Below are 24,929 nucleotides of genomic sequence, written 5' to 3'. Positions count from 1 at the left end.
AAAAAAACTAATTGAATAGCATGATAGTGGGAGAAAAATCAACTGGCTGAATAATTTCAGACAAATTATGTAATTGATAATCTAATTGTTCCAATTCAGTTAAAATTTGAATGGCCTTAGGAATATTCCAAATTGTTTGGCATTGTTCTTCCTTTTGAAAATGATGTTCAATTAACCAGTCGATTATTGATTGTTCTTGATTAATTAAAGCAAGTTGCGCTGATAAAAAATAAATTAAATCTGGTAACAACTGCTGCCAATTTGCTTTACGCATTAATTTTGGTACCGAAATCAATTGTAGTTTTGCATTCTCAAAATGAAATTGAAAGCCAAATTTTTCTAATTTAGGTTGAAACTGTTTAATAATCTGTTGTTCTTTTGTAGTTAACAATATCGATAACGGAATTAATAATTGTTCAATCTCTAACGCCGTATTATTAGCTGAAAGAGAAACTTTAAAGAGTAGATGCTGAGCTTTTTTTAAGGATAATAGACTAATCGTTTGTTGTTGCTCATGGTTTTTTTCCAACAAAGCAAATTCATTATTGATAATGGTTAAAACTCGTCCTAATTGAGTTGCTAACGCAACATTAGTTTCATTTTTTAGTAAACGCAATGGTTCACTATGTTTTGGAAACAGCGATTCAATAATAGCTTGTTGTTCTGGAGAGACTGGTTTTTTGCTACTTCGATATGTCGCTGGCGTTTGTTGAATTAACTGCCCGTAAATTTTATTTTCATTTATATGCGAAAATTTTTTTGGCTGTACTAAATGATTATAATCAACATTCTGATTATTTAGGATTATCGATTCATTATGTGGGGATGTTTTATCAAAAATACTTTGCCCAGCAGCGCTACGAGTATCACATTTATAATTTACATGGGCATTCACCTCTTCTGCTGATTCAGATGATGAATCTACCTTTGCTGTTGGCTCTAATGTTCTTTGTTTTTCTTGTTTTAAAGCCATGACCATTGCCTGATAAACAAAATCATGAACTAATCTTGCTTCATGAAATCTCACTTCATGTTTAGCCGGATGGACATTCACATCGACCTGATGAGGATCTAATTGCAAATAAATAATATAACTTAATGTGTGATCAGTTGATGTTAATAAAGACTTATTTGTCTCTTGAAAAGCCTGTTTTAAGGCATGATTAAGGAGTCTGTCTTTAACAACTCGTCCATTAACATAAAAATATTGTAATGGTTCTTGACCTATATTCGTAGCAATCCAACCGTTTATGCAAAGATCATCATGTTGCCAAGATAATTTAATCGCCTTTTGCATAAAGGTGGTACCGCATATCGTAGCAACGCGTTTTTCGATCTGATCTGGCGATTGAGTAACACGATACTGCTTAACGAATTTACCATTATGTTGGAGATTAAAAATAACATTAGGATACGCTAAAGCAATTCGACGCACAACTTCGTCAATATGAGAGAATTCGGTTTTTTCTGTTTTTAAAAATCGTCTTCTGGCCGGCGTATTATAAAAAATATCTAAAACTTCAATAGTTGTACCCTTTGGATGAGCCGTCGGTTTGATAACAGGTAACATATCACGACCTTCAGCATAAACTAGCCAAGCATCAGCTTGTGATTCTGGTTTAGAAATTAATGTAAGTCGCGAAACTGAACTAATACTGGCTAATGCTTCGCCTCTAAAACCTAAACTCATTATGGCTTCTAAATCATCAAGACAACTAATTTTACTGGTTGCATGTCTTGCTAATGCTAAGGCTAATTCCTCTTTAGCTATGCCTGATCCATTATCTCTCACTCGAATTAATTTACAGCCACCCTGCTCAATATCAATATCTATCTGATTTGCTCCAGCATCAATACTATTTTCAATAAGTTCTTTAATAATCGAAGCTGGGCGTTCAACAACTTCCCCCGCAGCAATTTGGTTTGCCAGTTCTGCCGGTAGAATTTGAATAGCCATTAATGCTTTTCCTTATTGATAGGATTTTTCTTGATATAGTTTTTAAGACCTTTATAAATTGCTTGAGCGATTTTGTCCTGATGAGCTGAACTTTTTAATAATTTCTCTTCACTGAGATTAGAAATAAATCCCACTTCAACTAGTACAGAAGGAATATCAGGTGATCGCAAAACGCCTAAACTTGCATGTTCAGGTTCTTGTTTATGAATTGCTACCACTTTATTCATCTCTTTTAAAATTTCACATGCCAAACTATATCCGACAAGTTGTGAATTTGAAAATTGTAAATCAAGAATTGCCTGGCTTAAAAAAGGATGGTTTTTATCGCCGGATAAAGCATCACCAGCACCACCTAATAACTCAGACTGTTTCTCATGCTTTTCTAACCAGCGACCCAATTCAGTATCGGCACGTTTAGTTGATAGTACCCAGATCGAAGCGCCTTTCGCACGACGATTCGGCGCGGCATCAGCATGTATAGAAATCAATAAATCAGCTTTGTGATTTCGTGCAATTTCTGACCGTTGAAACACTGAAATAAATGAATCATTATTACGGGTCAAAATAGCGCTTATCTGCGGGTCTTTATCAATTAATGCTTTGAGTTTTTTGGCAATGGAAAGAGTTACCGTTTTTTCATAAAGCTGTTGTTGCCCTACTGCACCCGAATCTTTTCCTCCATGCCCTGCGTCAATTGCTACAACCACTTTGGCATAAACCGAACAGCACATCATTAATGTGATAAAAAACAATAATAGCTTTTTGATAACTTTATTCATAGTTTAATCTAACTTTCTAATCATCCACAATTTTATGAGCAATTATTGATTGACCTTTATCAGATAAAGCATCAATAATCACATTTCGAGCAAGATTTTCATAACTTAGTTGAATTTTAATATCAGCATCAGGTAAAATCTCTATCGCTTGACTTGGCCATTCAACTAAACATATACATCGTTTAGCAAAATAGTCTCTTATCCCCATAAATTCTAATTCTTCTGGATCTACCAAACGATATAAATCAAAATGATAGACTGAAAAATCATTAAAATCATAAGGCTCAACAAGCGTATAAGTAGGGCTTTTCACATTTCCTTTATGACCAAGAGTTTGTAAAAAGCCTCGGCTCAATGTCGTTTTACCTGCCCCTAAAGTACCTTCTAAATAAATAATAATTGGTCCATTATGGTGGTTTAAATAATCCAAACAGCCTAATGCAAGTTGTTTACCTAAATTAAGGGTATCTTGTTCTTCATTTAATCGTATTATTGGTGACATTTTACATTCTCTATTGGACTCTTAATTGTTATTATAGAAGAATAGTATCCATTTAGGAAATGTTTAACTTTTTAGCCAAACTATGACACTACATACCATCGCAAAAACAACAGTTAACACCAATTTGATTTTACCCAATGATGTTGTTTTATTCTGGCAAGATGGCGTCATTCTAGCATTAAAAAATAGTGTAATATTAAAGCAAATTCTTTCTATCACACCATATTGTTATGCATTAAGTAATGATATACTCGCTCGTGGATTAATATCACTCATTGATCAACAGGTAGTAATCATTGAGATGGCTGATGTGGTTCAATTAACCGTACAGCATTCTCCACAATTGGCATGGTAACGTATAATCCAATTCTTGTTGATTACATTTACACAAATTTTATTGTTGGCCAATTGCAATCTATCGGATATCTTTTATACTATTAACCTTGATGAAAGGTCAATTATCGTTGTTAATATTTGTTTTTAATAATTTCACGGCAAAGTTTACGAGCCCAGTCATCAATCATAAATACTTCATCAATAGATTGAGGTTCAGTAAATGTTAATTGATTAAGTACTTGCGCTACTGTTGCTGCAATATCTACAAATCCAATTTTTTCCGCTAGAAATGCTGCTACGGCAATTTCATTAGCAGCATTCAAAGTAGTGGTCGCTGCTTGACCTGATAGGGATGCTTCAATTGCTAATTTTAAGCACGGATAACGATTAAAATCAGGCTCTTTGAAAGTAAGTTGTGATAATTTCATAAAATCTAAAGATGGTACGCCAGAATAAATCCGCTCTGGATAAGACATCGCATAAGCAATAGGAGTACACATATCTGGATTACCTAACTGAGCAACCACACTACCATCATAATAACGCACCATTGAATGGATAATTGATTGTGGATGAATGATAATTTCCATTTCATGTTGACTAGCATTAAACAACCAACGAGCTTCAATGTATTCTAATCCTTTATTCATCATAGTTGCGGAATCGACCGAAATTTTTGGTCCCATAGACCAATTAGGATGAGCAGTAGCTTGCTGAGGGGTCACCTGTTTTAACGTAGCAATATCTCGGTCACGAAAAGGGCCACCTGAACCGGTCAATACAATTTTATTAATACCAAACTGAGCTAATGATGCAAACCCCAATTGATGTTGAATCGAAGCAGGTAGACATTGATAGATAGCGTTGTGTTCACTGTCTACCGGTAATAATTGAGCTTGATAGTGTTTTACTGCTCGCATAAATAAGTGCCCGCACGTCACCAATGCTTCTTTGTTGGCTAATAAAATACGTTTACCTTTTTCTATAGCGGCTAAAGTTGAACGTAGCCCAGCTGCACCAACAATAGCCGCCATCACATAATCAACTTCAGGTATTTGCACTAAATCACAAATGGCTCGTTCACCAGATAATATCTCAATATCAAGATTTAAGGCATTAACAGATTGTTGTAGTATTTTAGCTGCAGCGATATCAGCCATTGCTACATATTTGGGTTTAAACTCAACACATTGTTCCAACATTTTTGATACATTTTTACCGCCAACCAATACATAAGCCTTAAATAAAGTCGGATTATGACGAATCACCGATAGCGTACTACAACCGATAGAACCTGTTGATCCAAGAATGGCGATTTTTTTGGGTTTTGTTTCATTCATATTATTCAAAATAACAAACGTTAGTAGCTGCGGAATGGTTCTTCACGATATTTAAAAACGCCATCACAAGCAAAGAGATAATTTTACATTATTAAATAAACTTAATTTAATCAAAAAGCTAAATTATTTCGTTTTACTATAATCGGAAAAATCCATAACTCTTAAAAAAATAAAATTTTATTGACATGCTTTTATTACTTCAACAATGCGTTGAGCATAATCGGTCACTAAATCACTATCATGGCCTTCAACCATAACCCGAATTAAGGGTTCTGTCCCTGATTTACGTATCAATACTCGCCCTTTATCAGCTAATGCGGTTTCCACTTCTTGAATAATATTTTCAACTTGTGGATGATTCAATGGATTGTTAGCCGTTGTAATACGTACATTCATTAGAACTTGTGGCATTAACTTCATACCACAACTTAAATCTGCCAAGGACATTTTATTTCGAATCATAGCAGATAAAACTTGTAAGCCAGCAATTATACCATCACCAGTAGTCGTTTTATCCAATAATAAAACATGTCCAGAATTTTCTGCACCGAATCGCCAATTATTTTCGACTAATTTTTCTAATACATAGCGATCACCAACTTTAGCTCGCACAAAAGGAATTCCTAGCTCTTTAAGACCAATTTCCAGTCCCATATTACTCATTAGAGTACCAACAACACCACCTTTAAGTTGACCATTGCGGAGTGCTTCACGTGCAATTATATAAATAATCTGATCACCATCGATTTTATTACCTTGATGATCAACCATAATAATACGATCTCCATCACCATCAAGTGCAAATCCTACATCAGCTTTTTCTTCCAAAACCTTTTCTATTAAAGCATTAACATCCGTTGCACCACATTTTTCGTTAATATTCATACCATCAGGAGTACAGCCAATCTTAATCACTTCAGCACCAAGTTCTTTTAATACATTGGGAGCAATATGATAAGTCGCGCCATTAGCACAATCGACAACAATTCTTAGTCCGGCCAAACTAATTTCATGATCAAATGAGCTTTTACAAAATTCGATATACCGCCCAGCAGCATCGGTGATTCTACTCGCTCGTCCTAAATTTGCTGACTCAACACAAACCAGAGCTTTTTCGAGCTCTTCTTCGATTAATATTTCAATATCATCTGGTAATTTTTTACCTTCAGTGGAAAAGAATTTAATACCATTATCATAAAATGGATTATGAGATGCAGATATCACAACTCCTGCGTCAGCACGAAAAGTACGCGTTAAATAAGCAATAGCCGGAGTAGGCATCGGTCCAGTAAAAGCGGCAGCAACACCAGCAGAAGCAAAACCTGCTTCTAAAGCAGATTCCAACATATAACCAGATATTCGGGTATCTTTACCAATTAAGACTTTCCCTACACCATCTTTAGCTAAAACACGACCTACTGCCCAACCTAATTTTAGAGCAAAATCGGGAGTAATAGGATATTCTCCGACTTTACCACGAATACCATCCGTACCAAAATATTTTCTATCAGACATTCCTACCACTCCTTGTTAAATAATACTTTAGTCGACTCATTACAGTTAATAACAATAAATTAACAACGTCTTTTTAGCAATCTTGTTTTCATTAATTTAATCTAAAAATTAATGAATTAATCTTGCTCTGCTAGTGTTGCTTGAACAAGTCGTAACGCATCGAATGTCTCTTTTACATCATGGACACGAAGTATTTGTGCACCATTCATAGCAGCAATAACAGCACAAGTTACACTGCCAATCGTTCTTTCTAAAGGAGGAACATTAAGTACTTGTCCAATCATTGATTTACGAGACATACCGACTAAAATTGGCAAACCAAAATGATGAAAATCTGCCAACTTTGCTAATAAACGATAATTATGTTGCAAAGTTTTTCCAAAACCAAAACCTGGGTCGAGAATAATTTTTTGTCGCTCAATGCCAGCTTCAATACAACGTTGTATATGCTGAGTAAAAAATTGATTAACATCTTCATAAATATCATTTTCATAATAGGGTGCTTGTTGCATTGTTTGTGGATCACCTTGCATGTGCATCAAACATACAGGTAGTCCCGATTGTTGCGCTGCTTCCAATGCACCCGGCATTGTTAACGCCCTAATATCATTGATTAAGTGAGCACCGACCTTTGCAGATTCAGTCATAACCTGCGGTTTTGAGGTATCAACAGAAATCCAAACATCATAATATGTTGCAATTCTCTCAACAATGGGGATGACTCGATCTAGCTCTTGATCAACTGAAACTTCAGCTGCACCTGGTCGGGTAGATTCACCACCCACGTCAATAAAAGTAGCACCTGCTTGCACCATTTGATCTACCCGACGCATTGCTGCATCAATAGTATTATAATGACCTCCATCAGAAAAAGAGTCTGGTGTCATGTTCAATATTCCCATTACATGAGGAAACGTTAGATCCATCGTATGCTGATTAAATTTAATTTCCATAACATTATCACTTTAAATAAATTATAAAAAAACGCGCTTGAGCGCGTTTTCTATTATCAAATTAATTAGTCTTCGTCTTTTGACTCATCATCCTTTGATGTGGAATGAGTTGAATCAGCCAATTCACTATTTGTTTCATTCAGTGTTTTCCTGGCGGTTTGTTCATCTTTCTCTGTCCAATCATCTGGTGGTGTCACAGGTTTACGATGCATTAATTCGTCAATTTGTTTAATACCAATTGTTTCATATTTTAACAATGCATCTTTCATTGCATGAAGAATATCAATATTATCAGCTAAAATCTGTTTTGCTCGGTTATAGTTACGCTGAATAATCGCATCAACTTCCTCATCGATGATTTTAGCTGTACTATCAGAAATCTTTTTCAACGGTCCATAAGACGATTCTTCATACTCAAATAATACCGGTGGTAAACGTTCAGAGAAGCCCCATTCTGTCACCATAGCTCGTGCAATTCTTGAAGCATACTGAATATCACTTGATGCACCTGATGTAATTTTATCTTCGCCATAAATCAATCCTTCGGCGATTCTACCTGCATAAGCTGTTGAAATTTCTGATTCAAATTGCGTGCGACTTTTACTTATTTGATCGCCTTCAGGTAAAAAGAATGCAACTCCTAATGCTCGACCTCGTGGAATAATGGTCACTTTATGCAATGGATCATGCTCTGGTACTAAATAACCTACAATCGCATGCCCAGCTTCATGATACGCAGTATTAGTTAATTGTTCTGTCGTCATTGATAACGAACGACGTTCCGTTCCCATATTAATTTTATCTTTAGCGTCTTCGAAATCATCCATACTAACTAGACGTTTGTTACGACGAGCAGCAAATAATGCGGCTTCATTTACTAGGTTAGCAAGATCGGCACCTGAATAGTTGGGCGTTCCACGCGCTAAAATAGATAAATCAACATTATTATCAAGAGGGACTTTACGAACATGAACGGCTAAAATTTGCTCCCGGCCTTTCATATCTGGTAAACCAATTTGTACCTGACGATCAAAACGTCCTGGTCGCAATAGAGCACGATCAAGAATATCAACACGGTTAGTTGCAGCAATGACGATAATTCCGCTATTTGCTTCAAACCCATCCATTTCAACTAGCATTTGATTCAATGTTTGTTCACGTTCATCATGCCCACCCATTGAACCGCCACCGCGTTTTCGGCCTACCGCATCAATTTCATCTATAAAAATGATACACGGAGCATGTTTACGGGCTTGCTCAAAAAGATCTCGCACTCGTGAAGCGCCAACACCAACGAACATTTCCACAAAATCTGAACCAGATAAACTAAAAAACGGAACGTTAGCTTCACCTGCAATCGCTTTGGCTAATAATGTCTTCCCTGTCCCTGGTGGTCCAACCATTAAAATACCTTTAGGTATACGACCACCTAATTTCTGATATTTACTTGGATCACGTAAAAAATCAACGACTTCTGTTACTTCCTGCTTAGCTTCTTCACTGCCGGCAACATCAGTAAATTTCGTTTTGATTTGATCAGGGGTAAGCATTTTTGCTTTACTTTTTCCAACCGACAACGGCCCACCTCTGCCTCCACCTTGCATTTGCCGCATCATGAAGAGCCAGAAACCTATTAACAGGATAATTGGAAACCATGAAATTAATATGGTAATAAATATATTACTTTTTTCAGCTGGTGTACCAAATGTTGGTACGTGATTAACATTCAATACATCCATTAATTTAGGATCTTGATAAGGAATATAAGTCACGTAACTGTTATTATTTTTAGTGATGGCCTTTATTTCTTTACCATCAATATGAACTTCTTTAAGTTTACCGCTAATAATATCCGTATTAAATGTTGTATAATCCACTCTTTGAGTATTGCCTGACATTAAATTAAATTGATTAAAAACAGCAATTAATACAACAGCAATAACACCCCAAATTAGCAGATTTTTTACCATGTCGTTCAAAAGAAAAACCCCTCAAAAATAATGGATTATGCTAGTATTAAAATAAAGCACAATAGTACTACAAAAAAAAACAACTGGCTACTTTCTACCTGATGCAACAATGTAAACTTCTCGCGATCTAGCACGAGATGCCTCTGGTTTACGAATTTTAACCACTCTAAACATTTCTCGAATTGATTTCAAATATTGTTCGAAACCCTCTCCTTGAAAAACTTTAACAATAAAACTACCATTCGGTGCCAAGACATCACGACACATATCTAATGCTAATTCAACTAAATACATAGCTCGAGGGATATCCACTGCTGGCTGTCCACTCATATTCGGCGCCATATCAGACATTACCACATTAACCTTTTCTTCACCGACTCTTTCCAATAAAGTTGTTAATACAGCTTCATCTCGGAAATCACCTTGTAAAAAGTCAACACCTACGATAGGATCCATAGGTAATAAATCACAAGCAATAATTCTGCCTTTATTGCCAATCACTTTAGCAACATATTGAGACCATCCACCAGGGGCTGCGCCTAAATCTACTACGGTCATACCAGTTTTAAATAATTTATCAGTATTTTGAATCTCTTCTAATTTAAACCAGGCTCGAGAACGTAATCCTTTTTTCTGTGCCTGTTGGACAAATCGATCTTTAAAATGCTCATTTAACCAACGTGTTGAGCTGGCTGATCGTTTTTTATTACTCACGCTAAATCCTTAATTTATATTCACATTGGTGAATAACCATTGAATTTCTGTATTATATAAGGGTAGAATATCAAAAATACAACCCTTAATGATAGTAAATTAAATGAATTTATCGAATAAACAGAAGCAATATTTAAAAGGTGAAGCCCATCATCTCAAGCCTCTCGTGATGATTGGAGCAAACGGATTAACCGAAGGCGTAATGGCTGAAATTGAAAATGCCCTTACTTACCACGAATTAATTAAAATAAAAGTTTCAGCAGAAGATCGTGAAACAAAAAAATTAATTTGTGAAGCTATTATTCGTGAAAGTGGTGCAACACAAATCCAACTCATCGGTTCAATTCTCACACTATTTAAACCAAGTAAAGAACAAAAAATCAATTTACCAAAAGCCTAATTTAATGTTTTAAAAAAATGCCGCTTGATGCGGCATTTTTTGTTAAATATAATCAACCTTTAAGATATCAAATTCCACATCACCGCCAGGCGTTTTAATCGAAACGGTATCATCCACTTCTTTACCAATCAACCCTCGTGCAATGGGTGAATTTACAGAAATTAAATTTTGTTTAAAGTCAGCTTCATCATCACCAACGATACGATAAGTTATCTCTTCATCATTATCAATATTTAACACCGTTACTGTTGCACCAAAAATCACTCGACCAGTATTTTTCATTTTAGTTATATCAATAATTTGTGCTTGTGACAATTTCCCTTCTATTTCTTGAATTCGACCTTCACAAAATCCTTGCTGTTCACGTGCGGCATGATATTCTGCATTTTCTTTCAAATCGCCATGAGCCCTTGCTTCAGCAATAGCGGCAGTAATTTGTGGTCGTTTAATATTCTTTAATTCTTCAAGTTCTGCTCGTAACAGTTCGGCGCCTTTAACTGTCATTGGAATCTGTTGCATAATAATCTCACCTTTAATATTTATTCCTTATAAAATCAATTTAAATTCAATCGCTGAATTTCAATAAGCAATAAAAAAACGCTCCCTTGTAAAAGAGAGTGTTGTATGTAATCTTTTAATCAATATATTAGCGCGTATTTTTGATAAGGCAAGTAATAATATATTACATAAAGTAACAATAACTTAATTAAATTAAATTAAATATGAACTATCAATTTTATCTCAAAAAAAATCGCGTATAATAATTATTATCTAAAAAACAATTATTATAATTTATATCATATCTATATGTTTAATCGTATAAAATTTTTTAGTTTTATCGCCCTATTATGGTTTGGTATTATTTTACCGTATTTTTTCTTACAAACGACTTGGGGGGCAAAATATGCAGGGCAAATATTATCTCATTTAATCCCCGATTATGAATTTTCGATTGGAAAAGTTTCTCATTCCATTACTCATCCTTATGAAATTACCTTTGAAAATATTCGCATTCAAAGTAAAACTCAAGCAAATAATTTCGATGCTGAAAAATTAATTGTTGGTTTAAACACAAACGACTTATTCCAATATCATACATTTAATTATCTATTTATTGAAAATGGTGATATTCACATTTCGTCTAATATACAAGATGATTTCGACGCTCAGATATTATCACTCAAAAATGTTTCAATTAATTATGAAAATGCAACTGAAAATACAAACATTAACTTAACTAATATCTATGGTGGGGTTGAACCTTGGAATTCACAGCTTTTAAATAAAGACATTAATAGCCGGTTCAATTTTACCGTTGAAAAAGCTAGTTATAATAATTGGCATTTAGATTCATTGATTATCCAGGGTAACCAAACTGATCGTCAGCTCAATTTCATTAATTTTGGTGGTAATATTGCGCAAAGTGCCATTATAGGGAAAGCAAGTATACTTGCCGATCATTCTTTATTAATTGATCAGTTAAAAATTAATAAATTTAATTATCAGGATAATTTTGATAATCAATTAGCTAAATACTTGACGAATATACCTAAAATAACCATAAAAAAATTGTCTATTTTAAATAGCAGCTTAAAATTACCTGATGTTACTATTGAAAAAGGTAATTTGGAGATTACTCACCTTAATTACAATCAAGGTTGGCAGATAGATAAATCTGATTTAACCTTTAATGCCGAAAGTTTAATATTATATGATCAACAGTTTGATAACCCACTTTTACAATGGCATTCTAATGATAATCAGCTCACTATAGAAAAAGCCATTGCTATCTGGAATAAAGGGAATTTTGCTTTTTCTGGTAATATACAAAATAAAATATTGAACGTTAATTCCCTGATTGCTTCTGGAATCCATTATGAACTACCGAATAACTGGTATAATTCATTAACAAAAGTTAATGGATTTAATGAACTTTTTACCCATATTAAGATTAAGCAATTTACTTTAATGCCAAGTTTAATTATTTCAACTGACCCGTTTTTACCTTTTCAATTTAATGCATTTGAAACCTTTGGAAAAAATGTTGAGATTCTGTCTAACGCTAATACGCTTAAATTAACTGGAACGGTGTCAATTAAAGCGGAAAATGGTATTTTAAATCGAGTAAAATTAGAAAAGCCCGACTTGATATTAAACTTCAAACCCATTTGTACTGATTTAACATTTAGTAGTTTAGTCGAAAGTGGATTTTTAGAAGGAAAAGGATGTTTAACAACAAAAGAAGTACAATCATTCACGATTAATGCACATGGGATAAATAGTAAAATTCTCTCCGCCTGGCATATGGTTAGAAACCCTTTGGAATCGGAAAAATTTACGACTGAGTTAAATGGTACATTGTATCCTTTAAATTTAGATGGCGTATTAATAATTGATAATGATCGTTACATAATTAGCAAAAATATAATGCTCGACCATTGATTTACTAAATTTAAGCACTATTGTTAATGAAAGATAAACTTTCAAGGGAAAAAATATGAATGGCGACCATTATCAAACTCGGCTCGATAAGTGGCTTTGGGCGGCACGTTTTTATAAAACCCGTTCGATTGCTAAAGAAATGGTCGATGGGGGTAAAGTTCATTATAATGGACAAAGAACAAAGCCAGGAAAAATCGTTGAAGTCGGAGCTGAATTAAAACTGAGACAAGGTCATGATGAAAAAACAGTCATCATTTTAGCCATAAGTGAACAGCGTCGTTCAGCGAGTGAAAGTCAACGACTTTATCAAGAAACCCAACAAAGTATTATTAAACGTGAAAATATAGCCCAAGCACGTAAACTTGGTTCTTTAACCATGCCCCACCCGGATAGACGGCCGGATAAAAAAGAACGTCGAAATTTAATTAAATTTAAATATGGTGAATAATCTATTCACTTGGAGTTACTATGACACAATCGCATAATCCAACAATTTTACATGATAAGTTATCTCGTTTTTTATTCGATAATCACGCAGTACGTGGTGAGTTGGTTAATTTAAATGAAACCTATCAACATATTTTAAATACTCAGGATTATCCTTTAGCAGTACAAAACATACTGGGTGAGTTACTTGTTGCCACTAGTTTACTTACCGCGACATTAAAATTTAAAGGTGATATTACGGTTCAATTACAAGGTGATGGTCCATTAAGTCTAGCCGTTATTAACGGTAACAGCGAGCAACAAATGCGTGGTATTGCCAGAGTGAATGGTAGCATTATAGAGAGTACCTCTTTAAAAGAAATGGTAGGCAATGGTTATATTGTGATCACAATTATGCCGGAACACGGAGAACGTTATCAAGGTATCGTTGCACTAGAAGCAGATACCATTACAGGCTGTATTGAAAATTATTTTAAGCAATCTGAACAATTACCAACTCGTTTATTAATTAAAACTGGTATATATCAAAATCAAGTTGTTGCAGCTGGATTACTTTTGCAAGTTTTACCTACCAGTGACGAAACACATGATGCATTTGATCATTTATCAACTTTAGCAGAAACCTTAAAACCTGAAGAACTTTTTGGTCTACCTGCCGAAGAAATCCTATTTCGACTCTATCATCAAGAAGAGGTCCGGCTTTTTGATGCACAAAATGTCGTTTTTAAATGCCGTTGTTCCAAAAAGCGTTGTGAAGACACCTTGGTTACTTTGCCAAAAGAAGAAGTTGATACAATTTTGGCAGAAGATGGTAAAATTGATATGCATTGTGATTATTGTGGTACACATTATATTTTTGATAAAATTGATGTTGAAAACCTTCGTCATCAACAACGAACCATTAAACATTAACAGATCTGATTTTAGCAATTCATAATGTGATTTAACTTAAATGAGTATTTTTCCATATAGTTACATAACTTTCGAAAGATACTCATATTCAGTTTTGCCAGTCACTTTCAATAACAGTTAATTATCAGTTATATTTTTTTCAAATAGGTTTGAAATTATATCAATAAGATAAAAACGTCAGTTTAAAAAATACCATAGCGAATAATCTTTCATTTCTTGTAAAACTTTCATCATAGCTTGATTTGTTAGCGCATACCCAAAATATAGCAAAATCAAGTGAGGTAAACTAAACGATGGTTTTAAGTATCTTGCGATAAATAATATTTAAAATGGAATCGATTAACAACGATTCCTTTGCATTTGTTATAAGAATCAATTTTCATTTGACTAAATCAATCGTTAAAACGTCAATAAGATGATTGAACCCAATGTTCTTATTTAAAAATAGTGACTTGACCTTATCATCAGTCCTTACTTAATGTTGCAACCATGACCGCTTTGATGGTATGTAAACGGTTTTCCGCTTCATCAAACACAATACTATAATGTGACTCAAATACATCATCCGTAACTTCAAGTCCATTAGTTAACCCATATTGAGCTGCCATTTGCTGACCAACCGTTGTCTTCATATCATGAAACGCAGGTAAACAATGCATAAATTTAACATTTGGGTTTTGAGTTAACTGTATGACATTCTGATTGATTTGATAAGGTGCCAACAATTTTACACGTTCATCCCAGACTGTTTTTGGCTCTCCCATTGATACCCATACGTCAGTATAAAGAAAATCAACCCCTTTAACGCCTTCAGCAACGTCTTCGGTTAAAATAATTTTAGCCCCCGTTTTGGCTGCAATCGTTTGACATTGTTCAACTAAACTTTGATCGGGTTGACAAGCTTTCGGTGCAACTAAGCGAATTTCCATTCCCATTAATACCGCGCCTTCCATTAACGAATTACCCATATTATTACGAGCATCGCCCAAGTAAGCAAATTTAACACTCTCTAATTTTCGGTTACCAATATGCTCTTGCATGGTCATAAAATCAGCAATAATTTGCGTTGGATGAGCTTCGTTAGTTAACCCATTCCACACCGGAACACCAGCATATTTGGCTAATGTTTCGACAATTTCTTGCCCGTGACCACGATATTCAATACCATCATACATTCTTCCTAGTACTCTTGCAGTATCGGCAATAGATTCCTTATGACCTATTTGACTACCATTTGGTCCCAAATAAGTAACACGAGCACCTTGGTCAAACGCCCCTACTTCAAAAGCACAACGAGTTCGAGTAGAATCTTTTTCAAATATCAGCGCAATATTTTTACCTGCTAAATATTGTTGTTCTGTTCCTTCCCGTTTAGCGCGTTTTAAATCGATAGCTAAAGCAATAAGTGTGTAAATTTCAGTTGGTGTAAAATCTAATAATCGTAAAAAATGACGTTGATAAAACCCATGCATATGTTGCTCCTATATTTGACTTATCATTTATATTAATCGATATCGGACAAAAATTAGCAAAATTCTATTTGAATAATTATTCAATATCAAGTTAAAGTACTATTTTTTACTATATATTAGAGTATCATTCATCCCGATCTCAAATTTTAGACTATTTTTGTCAATAATTAATTATATTATAACGATCAAATATTTTATGATAAATATATTGCTATTCTCATTTTGCAAGCTAAAATAGAATGAATATAAATTCATAAATAATGACTTATTATTCAATAAGAGAGTTGCAAATCATGCATGATCATGCCTTACTGATATTACAAGATGGTACTCAATTTCATGGAAAATCAATTGGTGCAGAAGGATATACCGTTGGTGAAGTGGTTTTTAATACCTCTATGACGGGTTATCAAGAAATTTTGACCGATCCTTCTTACTGCGAACAAATCATCACATTAACTTATCCACACATTGGGAATGTTGGCACAAATCCTGCTGATGAAGAGTCGGATCAAATTCATGCCAAAGGCCTTATTATTCGCGATTTACCTTTATTAGCCAGTAATTTTAGAAGTACTAATAACTTAAAAGCTTATCTTAAGCAACATAATGTTATCGGTATTGCTGATATTGATACCCGCAAACTAACCCGTATTCTTCGTGAAAAAGGTAGTTTACATGGCTGTATCATGACAGCTGCTAATCAAGAAGACCTAATGAAACAAGCGGATAACATATTGTTTAACGCACAAAACTTTCCTGGCTTAAATGGCGTTGATCTCGCCAAACGCGTTAGTACTAAACATATTTATCACTGGCAAAAAGGTTCATGGTCATTAAATCATCCACATCCTTCAGCCAAAAATAAAGCTGAATTTACTTATCATGTTGTCGCCTATGATTTTGGTGTAAAACGCCAAATTTTAACCATGCTTGTCGATCGCGGATGTTATTTAACGGTGGTTCCAGCACAAACTCCTGCTGATGAAGTGTTAGCGCTTAATCCTGATGGAATATTCTTATCTAACGGTCCTGGCGATCCAGCCGCCTGTCATTATGCTATTGCGGCAATAAAACAGTTGCTAACCACTGATATTCCCATTTTTGGTATTTGTTTAGGGCATCAGTTATTAGCATTAGCTTGCAATGCGAAGACACTTAAAATGAAATTTGGTCATCATGGTGGTAACCATCCAGTCAAAGACATTGAAAAAAATGTGGTAATGATTACCGCTCAAAATCATGGTTTTGCTGTCGATGAAACTACTTTACCGAATGATTTAAGGGTAACTCATAAATCTTTATTTGATAAATCACTACAAGGTATTCATCATAATGTTAAACCGGCTTTCAGTTTTCAAGGTCATCCAGAAGCGAGTCCAGGTCCCCATGATGCAGCTCCATTATTTGATCACTTTATTGAACTTATTTCTAATTATAAACAAAGGCAATAAGCAAAATGGCAAAACGTACTGATATTAAAAGTATTTTGATTATTGGCGCTGGACCAATCATTATTGGTCAAGCATGTGAATTTGATTATTCTGGTACTCAAGCATGTAAAGCGTTACGAGAAGAAGGTTATCGGATAATTTTAGTTAACTCAAATCCTGCAACAATTATGACCGATCCCGATTTAGCAGATGTTACCTATATCGAACCTATTCACTGGCAAACCGTCAGTAAAATCATTGAAAAAGAACGACCTGAAGCAATCTTACCAACTATGGGTGGACAAACGGCATTGAATTGTGCGTTAGATTTAGAAAAACATGGCATTCTTCAACAATTCAATGTTGAAATGATTGGCGCAACCGCAGATGCTATTGACAAAGCTGAAGATCGTAAACGTTTTGATCAAGCCATGAAAAAAATTGGTCTTGAAACAGCACGCAGTGGCATCGCTCATAATTTAAAAGAAGCGCATCTAGTACTCGATAAAGTTGGTTTCCCTTGCATTATCCGTCCATCATTTACGATGGGAGGAACCGGGGGGGGAATTGCCTATAATCGTAGTGAATTTGATGAAATATGTTTACGTGGATTTGATCTATCACCAACCAATGAATTACTCATTGATGAGTCTCTCATTGGTTGGAAAGAGTATGAAATGGAAGTGATAAGAGACAAAAATGATAATTGTATTATTGTCTGTTCGATTGAAAATTTTGATCCAATGGGAATACATACTGGTGATTCAATTACGGTTGCTCCTGCACAAACACTAACAGATAAAGAGTATCAAATAATGCGTAATGCATCATTAGCTGTGCTACGTGAAATTGGTGTTGAAACAGGAGGCGCTAATGTTCAATTCTCAGTTGATCCTAAAAGTGGTCGTTTAATTGTAATTGAAATGAACCCTCGTGTATCGCGATCTTCTGCTCTGGCATCGAAAGCAACTGGATTTCCAATTGCCAAAATCGCAGCTAAATTAGCTATCGGGTATACACTTGATGAATTAGCAAACGATATTACAGGTGGTAAAACGCCAGCATCATTCGAACCTTCTATTGATTATGTAGTAACTAAAATACCTCGTTTCAATTTTGAAAAATTTGCCGGTTGTAATGATCGGTTGACCACTCAAATGAAATCGGTAGGCGAAGTGATGGCCATTGGACGAACATTTCAAGAATCATTGCAAAAAGCATTACGTGGTTTAGAAGTTGGTGTATCTGGACTGGAATCGAAATTCAAAAGTGAAGTTAACAATGAACTACAAACCATTATTCGACACGAGCTACAAGAAGCTGGCAGTGATAGAATTTGGTATATTGCTGATGCTTTTCGTTCAGGTTTCACTTTAACAGAAGTGTTTGAACTCACACATATTGATCCATGGTTTTTAGTACAAATTGAAGAACTAATTAAAATTGAACAAATTATTAGCCAATTAGATATCAATCAACTGGATGCAAAACAACTACGATATTTAAAACGTAAAGGATTTTCCGATATCAGACTTGCACAGTTACTTAATGTAACAGAAGCAGATATTCGCCAAAAACGTTGGCAATTTAATCTCCATCCAGTTTATAAACGTGTTGATACCTGTGCAGCTGAATTCGCTACGCAAACAGCCTATCTTTATTCGACTTATGAAGATGAATGTGAAGCTCAACCACAGTTTGAACGTAAAAAAATCATGATCTTAGGAGGTGGACCGAATCGAATTGGTCAAGGAATTGAATTTGATTATTGTTGCGTTCATGCCGCACAAGCACTTCATCAAGATGGATATGAAACCATTATGGTTAATTGTAATCCAGAAACTGTCTCAACCGATTATGATACGTCAGATCGCCTGTATTTTGAACCGGTTACCCTTGAAGATGTACTAGAAATTGTCCACCTTGAACAACCGAATGGCGTTATCGTTCAGTATGGTGGGCAAACACCTCTGAAATTAGCTAAAGCATTAGCTGAAGAAGGTGTTGCTATTATTGGTACGTCACCAGATGCTATTGATCGAGCGGAAGATCGACAACGCTTTCAACAAGTGGTGACTAAACTTAATCTTAAACAGCCGGTTAATGCTACGGTGACTAACCTAGAACAAGCCTTACATGAAGCTGAGCGTATTAGTTACCCATTAGTTGTTAGACCATCTTATGTTTTGGGTGGTCGTGCTATGGAAATTGTTTATAACCCCAACGATTTACAACGCTATTTTGATACTGCTGTTAGTGAATCAAATAATGCCCCAGTATTACTAGATCATTTTCTAGATGATGCTATTGAAGTTGATATAGATGTAATTGCAGATGGTGATAGTGTTGTCATCGGAGGGATTATGGAACATATTGAGCAAGCTGGCGTTCATTCTGGTGATTCTGCATGTTCATTACCAACGTACACTCTTTCCGATGAAGTATTAGCAGGATTACGTGAACAAGCTAAACAGCTTGCTTTAGAATTAGATGTTAAAGGATTAATGAATGCCCAATTTGCTATTAAAGATCAACAAGTCTATTTGATCGAAGTCAATCCACGTGCTGCACGAACAGTTCCATTCGTTTCAAAAGCGACAGGTGTTGCATTAGCCAAAGTTGCCGCTCGAGTGATGGTTGGGCAATCCTTAAAACAACAAAATATTACTCATGAAATCATACCAAATTATTATTCAGTCAAAGAAGTTGTGCTACCATTTAATAAATTTAGTGGTGTTGATCCTATTTTAGGACCAGAGATGCGTTCAACAGGCGAAGTTATGGGAATCGGAAAAACATTTGCGGAAGCCTTTGCTAAAGCGCAACTTGCTAGCTTATCCACGATGAAAAAACAAGGCAAAGCATTATTATCTGTTCGAGATCAGGATAAAAAACGGGTGTATGAAATTGCAAAGCGTTTAATTAAACATGGATTTACTCTTGATGCAACCGATGGTACAGCTAAATATCTACAACAAGCAGGTATTCTATGCCAAAAGGTCAATAAAGAGACGCAAGGTAGACCAAACGTTCATGATCATATTAAAAATGGCGAATATAGTTACATACTTAATACCACGTCTGGACGGGCTGCAATTGAAGCATCTAAAATATTACGTCGTAGTGCCATTATGTATAAAACCCATTACGATACCACAATTAATGCCGCATATGCCACAACGGCGGCTCTCGATTATGATGCAACAGCTCAAGTTACTTCATTACAGCAATTATACCAATAAAAATAATCGCAAATTACCATTACCGAATCATTCTTAAACTTGATTCGGTAATATCCACTTCATTATCGGAAAAATTCATCAATCTGTTTATTGAGATCAAATACAACTAGTAATGCAGCACTACCGCCAAAAGCTTTTGGAGCCTGATGAAAACAGATAATATCAGGATGCTGTGCTAACCACATTGGTGTTTGCTTTTTTAAAATATTCTTGCCATGTCCATACATAATACAGGCACATACAGCCCGTTCACGTAGACAAGCTGTAATTAAAGCTGATATCTCTTTTTTGGCTTCAAGTTGTGTTAAACCATGTAAATCCAGAAAAAATTCGGGTTCATAATAACCATGTTTTAACTTTTTAAGTTCATTAGGGTCAGCTGATTCTCGTAAGTAACGTATAGGATCATCCTGCAATAAGGGTTGGAAATCATCGGAAAAGTAGAATTCATTATTTAAAGCTTCTTGCTGATGTTTTTTAACCCGGATTTCACGTTTTATCTGCTTGTTGGGTTTATGCACAACCGTATCTTGTTCTATTTTTTTAGTCTTACCGATAACACTTTTGAATAACGCGACATCCTCATCACTAAGATTAAATTTATTTGACATAATATTACTCTGGATAGACCTTATCTTTAAATTCACATAAATCTTCAATCACACATGAACCACAACGCGGTTTCCGTGCAATACAGGTATAACGACCATGGAGAATAAACCAATGATGACAATTTATTTTATAATCAGCAGGCACTACTTGCAGCAGTTTATCTTCCACAGCTTCTACCGTTTTTCCACAAGCAAACCCAGTACGATTACATAATCGAAAAATATGCGTATCAACCGCTATTGTTGGCCAACCAAATGCAGTATTTAATACAACATTTGCGGTTTTCCTTCCAACCCCCGGTAAGGCCACTAAATGAGCAAAATCTTCTGGCACTTCACTATGATGCTGAGTAATCAATATTTGACAGGTTTTAATAATATTTTGCGCTTTGCTATTAAAAAGACCAATAGTACGAATGTATTCCTTTAAACTCTCAACCCCTAATGCTAACATCGCCTCTGGCGTATTCGCGACGGCAAAAAGCGATTTAGTCGCTTTATTGACACTGACATCCGTTGCTTGAGCGGATAACAATACCGCAATTAATAATTCAAACGGAGTATGATATATCAATTCAGTGGTGGGATCTTTTATGTGCGCTTTTAAGCGTTCAAGAATTTCTATACGTGTTTTTTGTTTCACAATATTATATTAAAATCACTATTATTCATTAATTATTATATCAACTATTTAAATCTTTGGTAAGTTAGTTAATGCTAACTTAACCAAAGTTAGTTATGATGATATTAAATACAATTATTACTAAATAAACTAGCATTTTTATCAAAAAGACAGATATTTTTGATTAGTCAATCAAACAAACCTTAGCATTCTAAATACATTTAACATTATTAATTGGCAAGTCATAATGCTAATTTTTAATTAGAAAGCACAAAAATATGAAAAATTTTAACTGATTAAAAATATATATGATTATTGAGAAAATATGATTTAAGTGAATTTTTATTTTTCTTAATAATCATAAATACCTATTTTTTACTTCCCTATTTTGCCAATTAAATTCTTATAACATCGGCATAATACCAATAATCATTTTTTTCATATTGGTTTAGTACCAAAATGAGTGTTAGTTTATATAACTCGCAAGGGATAGTTGATGATGTTGATTGGCAACAATATATTCCATTAGTTCGCCATGAAGCATTAAAATTAGCAATTAGATTACCTTCAACGGTTGAATTGGATGATTTACTGCAAGTTGGTTATATCGGATTATTAAATGCTCTTGAACGTTACGATCCGGCACATGGCACTACTTTTAGTACTTTTGCAACGCAACGAATCAAGGGGGCAATGTTAGATGAATTACGCAGCCGTGACTGGTTACCGCGTGGAACTAGACAAGATATAAAAAAAGTTACCAAAGCAATTAGTGAATTAGAACATCAATTAGCTAGAGCGCCAGAAGAACAAGAAATTGCTGATTATCTCGCAATATCAATTGAGCATTATCGTAAAATATTATTGGATTCAAATAATTGTCAAATTTATTCTTATGACGAAATGAGAAGAAAATTAGGTGATGGTATCGATTCAATTATTGATCAACAAGAAGATAATAATCCATTCTTGGACATTATAAACGAAGAAATACGACACATTGTTATGGAACAGATTAATCGGTTACCGGAAAAAGAAAAGATGGTATTGATGCTCTATTATCAAGAAGATCTTAACTTAAAAGAAATAGGTAAAATCATCAATATCAGTGAATCGCGGGTTAGTCAACTACATAGCCAAGCGATAAAAAGAATAAAAAGTAAAATTTCTTGATAAAAATATAAAAATTAAATTAAATTTTATTAAATAAATGTAAATTATTGGTAAATATGAGTTTTTGCGAATTTTCCATTGTTTTTTCGTTGATATTTCGCGGAAAAAATATATTTTGCGTTTTAAAATAAGAAAATTAAGTGTTATCCTGTTGGTAATTTTAATAAATTTGGATTGGTGATTAAATTGGATGATGTAATCGACAATGACACGCTAAAATGCATACATCATTTAAATCTTTCTACGCTCTTGCTTAGTCAGAGAATGCTTGAAAAAGATAAATATGCGGCGATGTATCGTTTAGGAATCGATGAAGAAACAGCTGATGTTATAAGTAATTTAAATGCTCCTCAGATGTTAGTTTTATCGGAAACTAATCAATTGATTTTTCAACTAAGATTCCAAAACTCCGATATGGTTAAAAAGTTAACTGAAGACTCACGCGTTGGTGATATTAAACAGATGCATACTGGGATCCTATTATCAAGCTTACTTTTAGATTCCTTAAGTAAATAGGAAAGACGATGAAAGAGAAAAGTATTATAAAAAAATACAATGATATTCAATTGGCTATGCGGTTGATTTCACTCGGAGCCAGAATTCAAATGTTAGAGAGTGAAACCGATTTAAGTCGAGGGAAATTGATAAAACTTTATAAAGAAATTCAAGGATGCCCGCCGCCTAAAGGATTATTACCGTTTTCCACTACTTGGTTTATGACTTGGGAACCGAATATTCATTCTAGTGTATTTTATAACGCGTACCGTTTTTTGGTTAAAAATAGTGGGCTATCGGGTGTTAAAGCGATTATAAAAGCTTATCAGCTTTACTTAGAACAGTGTCCACCACCAGAAAAAGGGGAACCCGTTTTAGGTTTAACCCGAGCATGGATATTAGTCAAATTTGTAGAAAGTAAAGTAATGCAACAATCATGTTGTAAAGGATGTACGGGACGTTTCATTACTCACGCTTATCAACCTCGTAACACTTTTATTTGCAGTTTATGCCAACCACCGTCACGGGTGGAAAAAAACCATAAAACTCACAAAGAAAATCAGGCCAAATTTTTACAAGTACTCTCTTCATCCATCTCACATACTTTTAGTCCTGCAAGCATTGAACGGATCTCTATTTAAACTAAAAAGTAATGAATTTTTTGATGAATAACATTGACTGTTTAAAATTAAAATAAGGAAAATTAATGCCAATTATTATCGGTTATATTATTGTAATTGCTTCTACCTTACTGGGTTATGTGCTAAGTGGTGGCTATTTAGCAGTACTATTTCAACCGTTAGAATTTCTGATTATTGGTGGCGCTGCATTAGGTGCATTTATTGTCAGTAATAATGCCAAAGTACTCAAAGCGACGCTTAAAGCAATCGGACAATTATTTAAGCCTGCAAAACACAATAAAGCACTTTATTTTACATTAATGAGTTTATTGTATAGCGTTTTGAATAAAATTCGTCAAAGTGGCATGTTATCCATTGAATCTGATATTGATAACCCTCAAGAAAGTGAACTTTTCAAACAATATCCACAAATTTTGGCCGATGCTCCTGTTTGTGATTTTATTACCGATTATCTACGTTTGATGATTAGTGGCAATATGAATGTTTTCGAAATGGAAGCATTGATGGATGAAGAAATCACCACTTATAATCATGAATTAGAAAAACCCGCAGATGCAATTGCCAGTATTGGAGATGGTTTACCTGCGTTTGGTATCGTAGCTGCTGTTATGGGGGTCATTAATACCTTAGCACAGGCAGATCGTCCAGCAAGTGAGCTAGGTGAACTCATAGCTCATGCGATGGTAGGCACATTTCTCGGTATATTACTGGCTTATGGATTTATTTCACCTTTAGCGGCATTGTTAAGGCAAAAAAATGCCAATGCAACCAAAATTCTCGAATGTATTAAAGTGATATTATTAACGAATATGCATGGCTACGCCCCACAAATTTGTATTGAATTTGGTCGGAAAATATTATTTTCGACTGAACGTCCTACATTCTTTGAGTTGGAAGAACATATTCAACAATCAAAAGATAAAGCAGCGAATAGTAATATTGAAACAAATAACGCAACAAATTAGACGCTAGC

At 34.6% G+C, this 24,929-nt stretch carries 21 protein-coding genes and 2 pseudogenes; 11 read left to right on the top strand and 12 right to left on the bottom strand.

The features are described 5' to 3' along the window. Positions 1 to 7 precede the first annotated feature (7 nt). The 3 genes and pseudogenes from mutL to tsaE form a co-directional block, all read right to left on the bottom strand. Positions 8 to 1,957, bottom strand: coding sequence for a DNA mismatch repair endonuclease MutL (gene mutL, locus JMI89_RS04510; RefSeq protein WP_220679428.1), 1,950 nt, complete (start codon positions 1,955 to 1,957; stop codon positions 8 to 10). A gap of 8 nt (positions 1,958 to 1,965) precedes the next feature. Beyond that, positions 1,966 to 2,670, bottom strand: a pseudogene (locus tag JMI89_RS04505) (N-acetylmuramoyl-L-alanine amidase); the annotation flags it as partial. 82 nt (positions 2,671 to 2,752) lie between these two features. Further along, positions 2,753 to 3,238 (bottom strand): tRNA (adenosine(37)-N6)-threonylcarbamoyltransferase complex ATPase subunit type 1 TsaE, encoded by a 486-nt coding sequence (gene tsaE / locus JMI89_RS04500; protein WP_187754352.1) that lies wholly within the window; start codon positions 3,236 to 3,238, stop codon positions 2,753 to 2,755. A gap of 82 nt (positions 3,239 to 3,320) precedes the next feature. Between tsaE and tusB the strand changes: the two genes are divergently transcribed. Continuing rightward, positions 3,321 to 3,593: a sulfurtransferase complex subunit TusB gene (tusB, locus tag JMI89_RS04495; RefSeq protein WP_187754351.1), complete on the top strand. Its 273-nt coding sequence runs from the start codon at positions 3,321 to 3,323 to the stop codon at positions 3,591 to 3,593. Between the two features lie 112 nt (positions 3,594 to 3,705). Here tusB and ispC read toward each other — a convergent pair whose 3' ends face one another. From ispC to rlmE, 5 genes are all read right to left on the bottom strand, one after another. Further along, complete coding sequence (ispC, locus tag JMI89_RS04490; protein ID WP_220679427.1) at positions 3,706 to 4,914, bottom strand: 1-deoxy-D-xylulose-5-phosphate reductoisomerase; 1,209 nt, start codon at positions 4,912 to 4,914, stop codon at positions 3,706 to 3,708. Positions 4,915 to 5,091: 177 nt separating this feature from the next. Beyond that, positions 5,092 to 6,429, bottom strand: a complete 1,338-nt coding sequence (gene glmM / locus JMI89_RS04485) for a phosphoglucosamine mutase (protein ID WP_220679426.1) — start codon at positions 6,427 to 6,429, stop codon at positions 5,092 to 5,094. A gap of 116 nt (positions 6,430 to 6,545) precedes the next feature. Continuing rightward, positions 6,546 to 7,382, bottom strand: coding sequence for a dihydropteroate synthase (gene folP / locus JMI89_RS04480; RefSeq protein ID WP_220679425.1), 837 nt, complete (start codon positions 7,380 to 7,382; stop codon positions 6,546 to 6,548). Positions 7,383 to 7,447: 65 nt separating this feature from the next. After that, entirely contained in the window at positions 7,448 to 9,361 is a 1,914-nt protein-coding gene (gene ftsH, locus JMI89_RS04475) for an ATP-dependent zinc metalloprotease FtsH (protein ID WP_220679424.1), read from the bottom strand. 78 nt (positions 9,362 to 9,439) lie between these two features. Continuing rightward, positions 9,440 to 10,066, bottom strand: coding sequence for a 23S rRNA (uridine(2552)-2'-O)-methyltransferase RlmE (rlmE, locus tag JMI89_RS04470; RefSeq protein ID WP_187754347.1), 627 nt, complete (start codon positions 10,064 to 10,066; stop codon positions 9,440 to 9,442). A 103-nt stretch (positions 10,067 to 10,169) separates the two neighbouring features. Here rlmE and yhbY point away from each other — a divergent pair, with 103 nt between their 5' ends. Beyond that, a complete protein-coding gene (gene yhbY, locus JMI89_RS04465; protein ID WP_220679423.1) occupies positions 10,170 to 10,466 on the top strand; it encodes a ribosome assembly RNA-binding protein YhbY in 297 nt (98 codons plus the stop codon). 42 nt (positions 10,467 to 10,508) lie between these two features. Here the strand turns inward: yhbY and greA are convergent, their stop codons facing one another. Continuing rightward, positions 10,509 to 10,985 (bottom strand): transcription elongation factor GreA, encoded by a 477-nt coding sequence (greA, locus tag JMI89_RS04460; RefSeq protein ID WP_187754345.1) that lies wholly within the window; start codon positions 10,983 to 10,985, stop codon positions 10,509 to 10,511. 288 nt (positions 10,986 to 11,273) lie between these two features. Here greA and JMI89_RS04455 point away from each other — a divergent pair, with 288 nt between their 5' ends. The 3 genes from JMI89_RS04455 to hslO are packed head-to-tail and all read left to right on the top strand — an operon-like array spanning position 11,274 to position 14,267. Beyond that, positions 11,274 to 12,908, top strand: a complete 1,635-nt coding sequence (locus JMI89_RS04455) for a hypothetical protein (RefSeq protein ID WP_220679422.1) — start codon at positions 11,274 to 11,276, stop codon at positions 12,906 to 12,908. A gap of 55 nt (positions 12,909 to 12,963) precedes the next feature. After that, on the top strand, positions 12,964 to 13,356 hold the full coding sequence (gene hslR / locus JMI89_RS04450) for a ribosome-associated heat shock protein Hsp15 (protein WP_187754343.1): 393 nt from the start codon (positions 12,964 to 12,966) through the stop codon (positions 13,354 to 13,356). A 44-nt stretch (positions 13,357 to 13,400) separates the two neighbouring features. Next, positions 13,401 to 14,267, top strand: a complete 867-nt coding sequence (gene hslO / locus JMI89_RS04445; RefSeq protein ID WP_343066761.1) for an Hsp33 family molecular chaperone HslO — start codon at positions 13,401 to 13,403, stop codon at positions 14,265 to 14,267. 464 nt (positions 14,268 to 14,731) lie between these two features. Here hslO and argF read toward each other — a convergent pair whose 3' ends face one another. After that, positions 14,732 to 15,739: an ornithine carbamoyltransferase gene (gene argF, locus JMI89_RS04440; protein ID WP_220679421.1), complete on the bottom strand. Its 1,008-nt coding sequence runs from the start codon at positions 15,737 to 15,739 to the stop codon at positions 14,732 to 14,734. Between the two features lie 293 nt (positions 15,740 to 16,032). On the opposite strand from argF, the gene carA reads away from it, so the two are divergent. Both carA and carB read left to right on the top strand, forming a co-directional pair. Next, positions 16,033 to 17,193, top strand: coding sequence for a glutamine-hydrolyzing carbamoyl-phosphate synthase small subunit (gene carA, locus JMI89_RS04435; RefSeq protein WP_255562849.1), 1,161 nt, complete (start codon positions 16,033 to 16,035; stop codon positions 17,191 to 17,193). Positions 17,194 to 17,198: 5 nt separating this feature from the next. Next, positions 17,199 to 20,414, top strand: coding sequence for a carbamoyl-phosphate synthase large subunit (carB, locus tag JMI89_RS04430; protein WP_220679419.1), 3,216 nt, complete (start codon positions 17,199 to 17,201; stop codon positions 20,412 to 20,414). Between the two features lie 62 nt (positions 20,415 to 20,476). Here carB and smrB read toward each other — a convergent pair whose 3' ends face one another. After that, a complete protein-coding gene (gene smrB, locus JMI89_RS04425) occupies positions 20,477 to 21,025 on the bottom strand; it encodes an endonuclease SmrB (protein WP_220679418.1) in 549 nt (182 codons plus the stop codon). Positions 21,026 to 21,029: 4 nt separating this feature from the next. After that, positions 21,030 to 21,668, bottom strand: a complete 639-nt coding sequence (gene nth, locus JMI89_RS04420) for an endonuclease III (protein WP_187754338.1) — start codon at positions 21,666 to 21,668, stop codon at positions 21,030 to 21,032. A gap of 438 nt (positions 21,669 to 22,106) precedes the next feature. On the opposite strand from nth, the gene JMI89_RS04415 reads away from it, so the two are divergent. From JMI89_RS04415 to motA, 4 genes and pseudogenes are all read left to right on the top strand, one after another. Then, positions 22,107 to 22,820 (top strand): RNA polymerase sigma factor FliA, encoded by a 714-nt coding sequence (locus tag JMI89_RS04415; RefSeq protein ID WP_220679417.1) that lies wholly within the window; start codon positions 22,107 to 22,109, stop codon positions 22,818 to 22,820. 198 nt (positions 22,821 to 23,018) lie between these two features. Beyond that, positions 23,019 to 23,336: a flagellar transcriptional regulator FlhD gene (flhD, locus tag JMI89_RS04410; protein ID WP_370633715.1), complete on the top strand. Its 318-nt coding sequence runs from the start codon at positions 23,019 to 23,021 to the stop codon at positions 23,334 to 23,336. Between the two features lie 8 nt (positions 23,337 to 23,344). Then, positions 23,345 to 23,860: pseudogene (gene flhC, locus JMI89_RS04405) on the top strand (flagellar transcriptional regulator FlhC); the annotation flags it as partial. Positions 23,861 to 24,021: 161 nt separating this feature from the next. Beyond that, positions 24,022 to 24,921 carry a flagellar motor stator protein MotA gene (motA, locus tag JMI89_RS04400; RefSeq protein ID WP_220679416.1) on the top strand — a complete coding sequence of 300 codons (900 nt, stop codon included), beginning with the start codon at positions 24,022 to 24,024 and terminating at the stop codon, positions 24,919 to 24,921. Positions 24,922 to 24,929 lie beyond the last annotated feature (8 nt).

The sequence above is a fragment of the Frischella sp. Ac48 genome, assembly GCF_019641635.1.
GTDB classification, from domain to species: domain Bacteria; phylum Pseudomonadota; class Gammaproteobacteria; order Enterobacterales; family Orbaceae; genus Frischella; species Frischella japonica.
Note: the sequence above shows the minus strand (reverse complement) of the source record. Positions and strands in the feature narration are given on the sequence as shown.

What these genes read in the sequence shown, in the direction of transcription:
- tusB (WP_187754351.1), top strand. Translation starts at nt 3,321, where the DNA reads ATGACACTACATACCATCGCAAAAACAACAGTTAACACCAATTTGATT.
- argF (WP_220679421.1), bottom strand. Translation starts at nt 15,739, where the DNA reads ATGCATGGGTTTTATCAACGTCATTTTTTACGATTATTAGATTTTACA.
- yhbY (WP_220679423.1), top strand. Translation starts at nt 10,170, where the DNA reads ATGAATTTATCGAATAAACAGAAGCAATATTTAAAAGGTGAAGCCCAT.
- greA (WP_187754345.1), bottom strand. Translation starts at nt 10,985, where the DNA reads ATGCAACAGATTCCAATGACAGTTAAAGGCGCCGAACTGTTACGAGCA.
- hslR (WP_187754343.1), top strand. Translation starts at nt 12,964, where the DNA reads ATGAATGGCGACCATTATCAAACTCGGCTCGATAAGTGGCTTTGGGCG.
- motA (WP_220679416.1), top strand. Translation starts at nt 24,022, where the DNA reads ATGCCAATTATTATCGGTTATATTATTGTAATTGCTTCTACCTTACTG.
- mutL (WP_220679428.1), bottom strand. Translation starts at nt 1,957, where the DNA reads ATGGCTATTCAAATTCTACCGGCAGAACTGGCAAACCAAATTGCTGCG.
- carA (WP_255562849.1), top strand. Translation starts at nt 16,033, where the DNA reads ATGCATGATCATGCCTTACTGATATTACAAGATGGTACTCAATTTCAT.
- glmM (WP_220679426.1), bottom strand. Translation starts at nt 6,429, where the DNA reads ATGTCTGATAGAAAATATTTTGGTACGGATGGTATTCGTGGTAAAGTC.
- JMI89_RS04415 (WP_220679417.1), top strand. Translation starts at nt 22,107, where the DNA reads ATGAGTGTTAGTTTATATAACTCGCAAGGGATAGTTGATGATGTTGAT.
- ispC (WP_220679427.1), bottom strand. Translation starts at nt 4,914, where the DNA reads ATGAATGAAACAAAACCCAAAAAAATCGCCATTCTTGGATCAACAGGT.
- tsaE (WP_187754352.1), bottom strand. Translation starts at nt 3,238, where the DNA reads ATGTCACCAATAATACGATTAAATGAAGAACAAGATACCCTTAATTTA.
- JMI89_RS04455 (WP_220679422.1), top strand. Translation starts at nt 11,274, where the DNA reads ATGTTTAATCGTATAAAATTTTTTAGTTTTATCGCCCTATTATGGTTT.
- smrB (WP_220679418.1), bottom strand. Translation starts at nt 21,025, where the DNA reads ATGTCAAATAAATTTAATCTTAGTGATGAGGATGTCGCGTTATTCAAA.
- folP (WP_220679425.1), bottom strand. Translation starts at nt 7,382, where the DNA reads ATGGAAATTAAATTTAATCAGCATACGATGGATCTAACGTTTCCTCAT.
- carB (WP_220679419.1), top strand. Translation starts at nt 17,199, where the DNA reads ATGGCAAAACGTACTGATATTAAAAGTATTTTGATTATTGGCGCTGGA.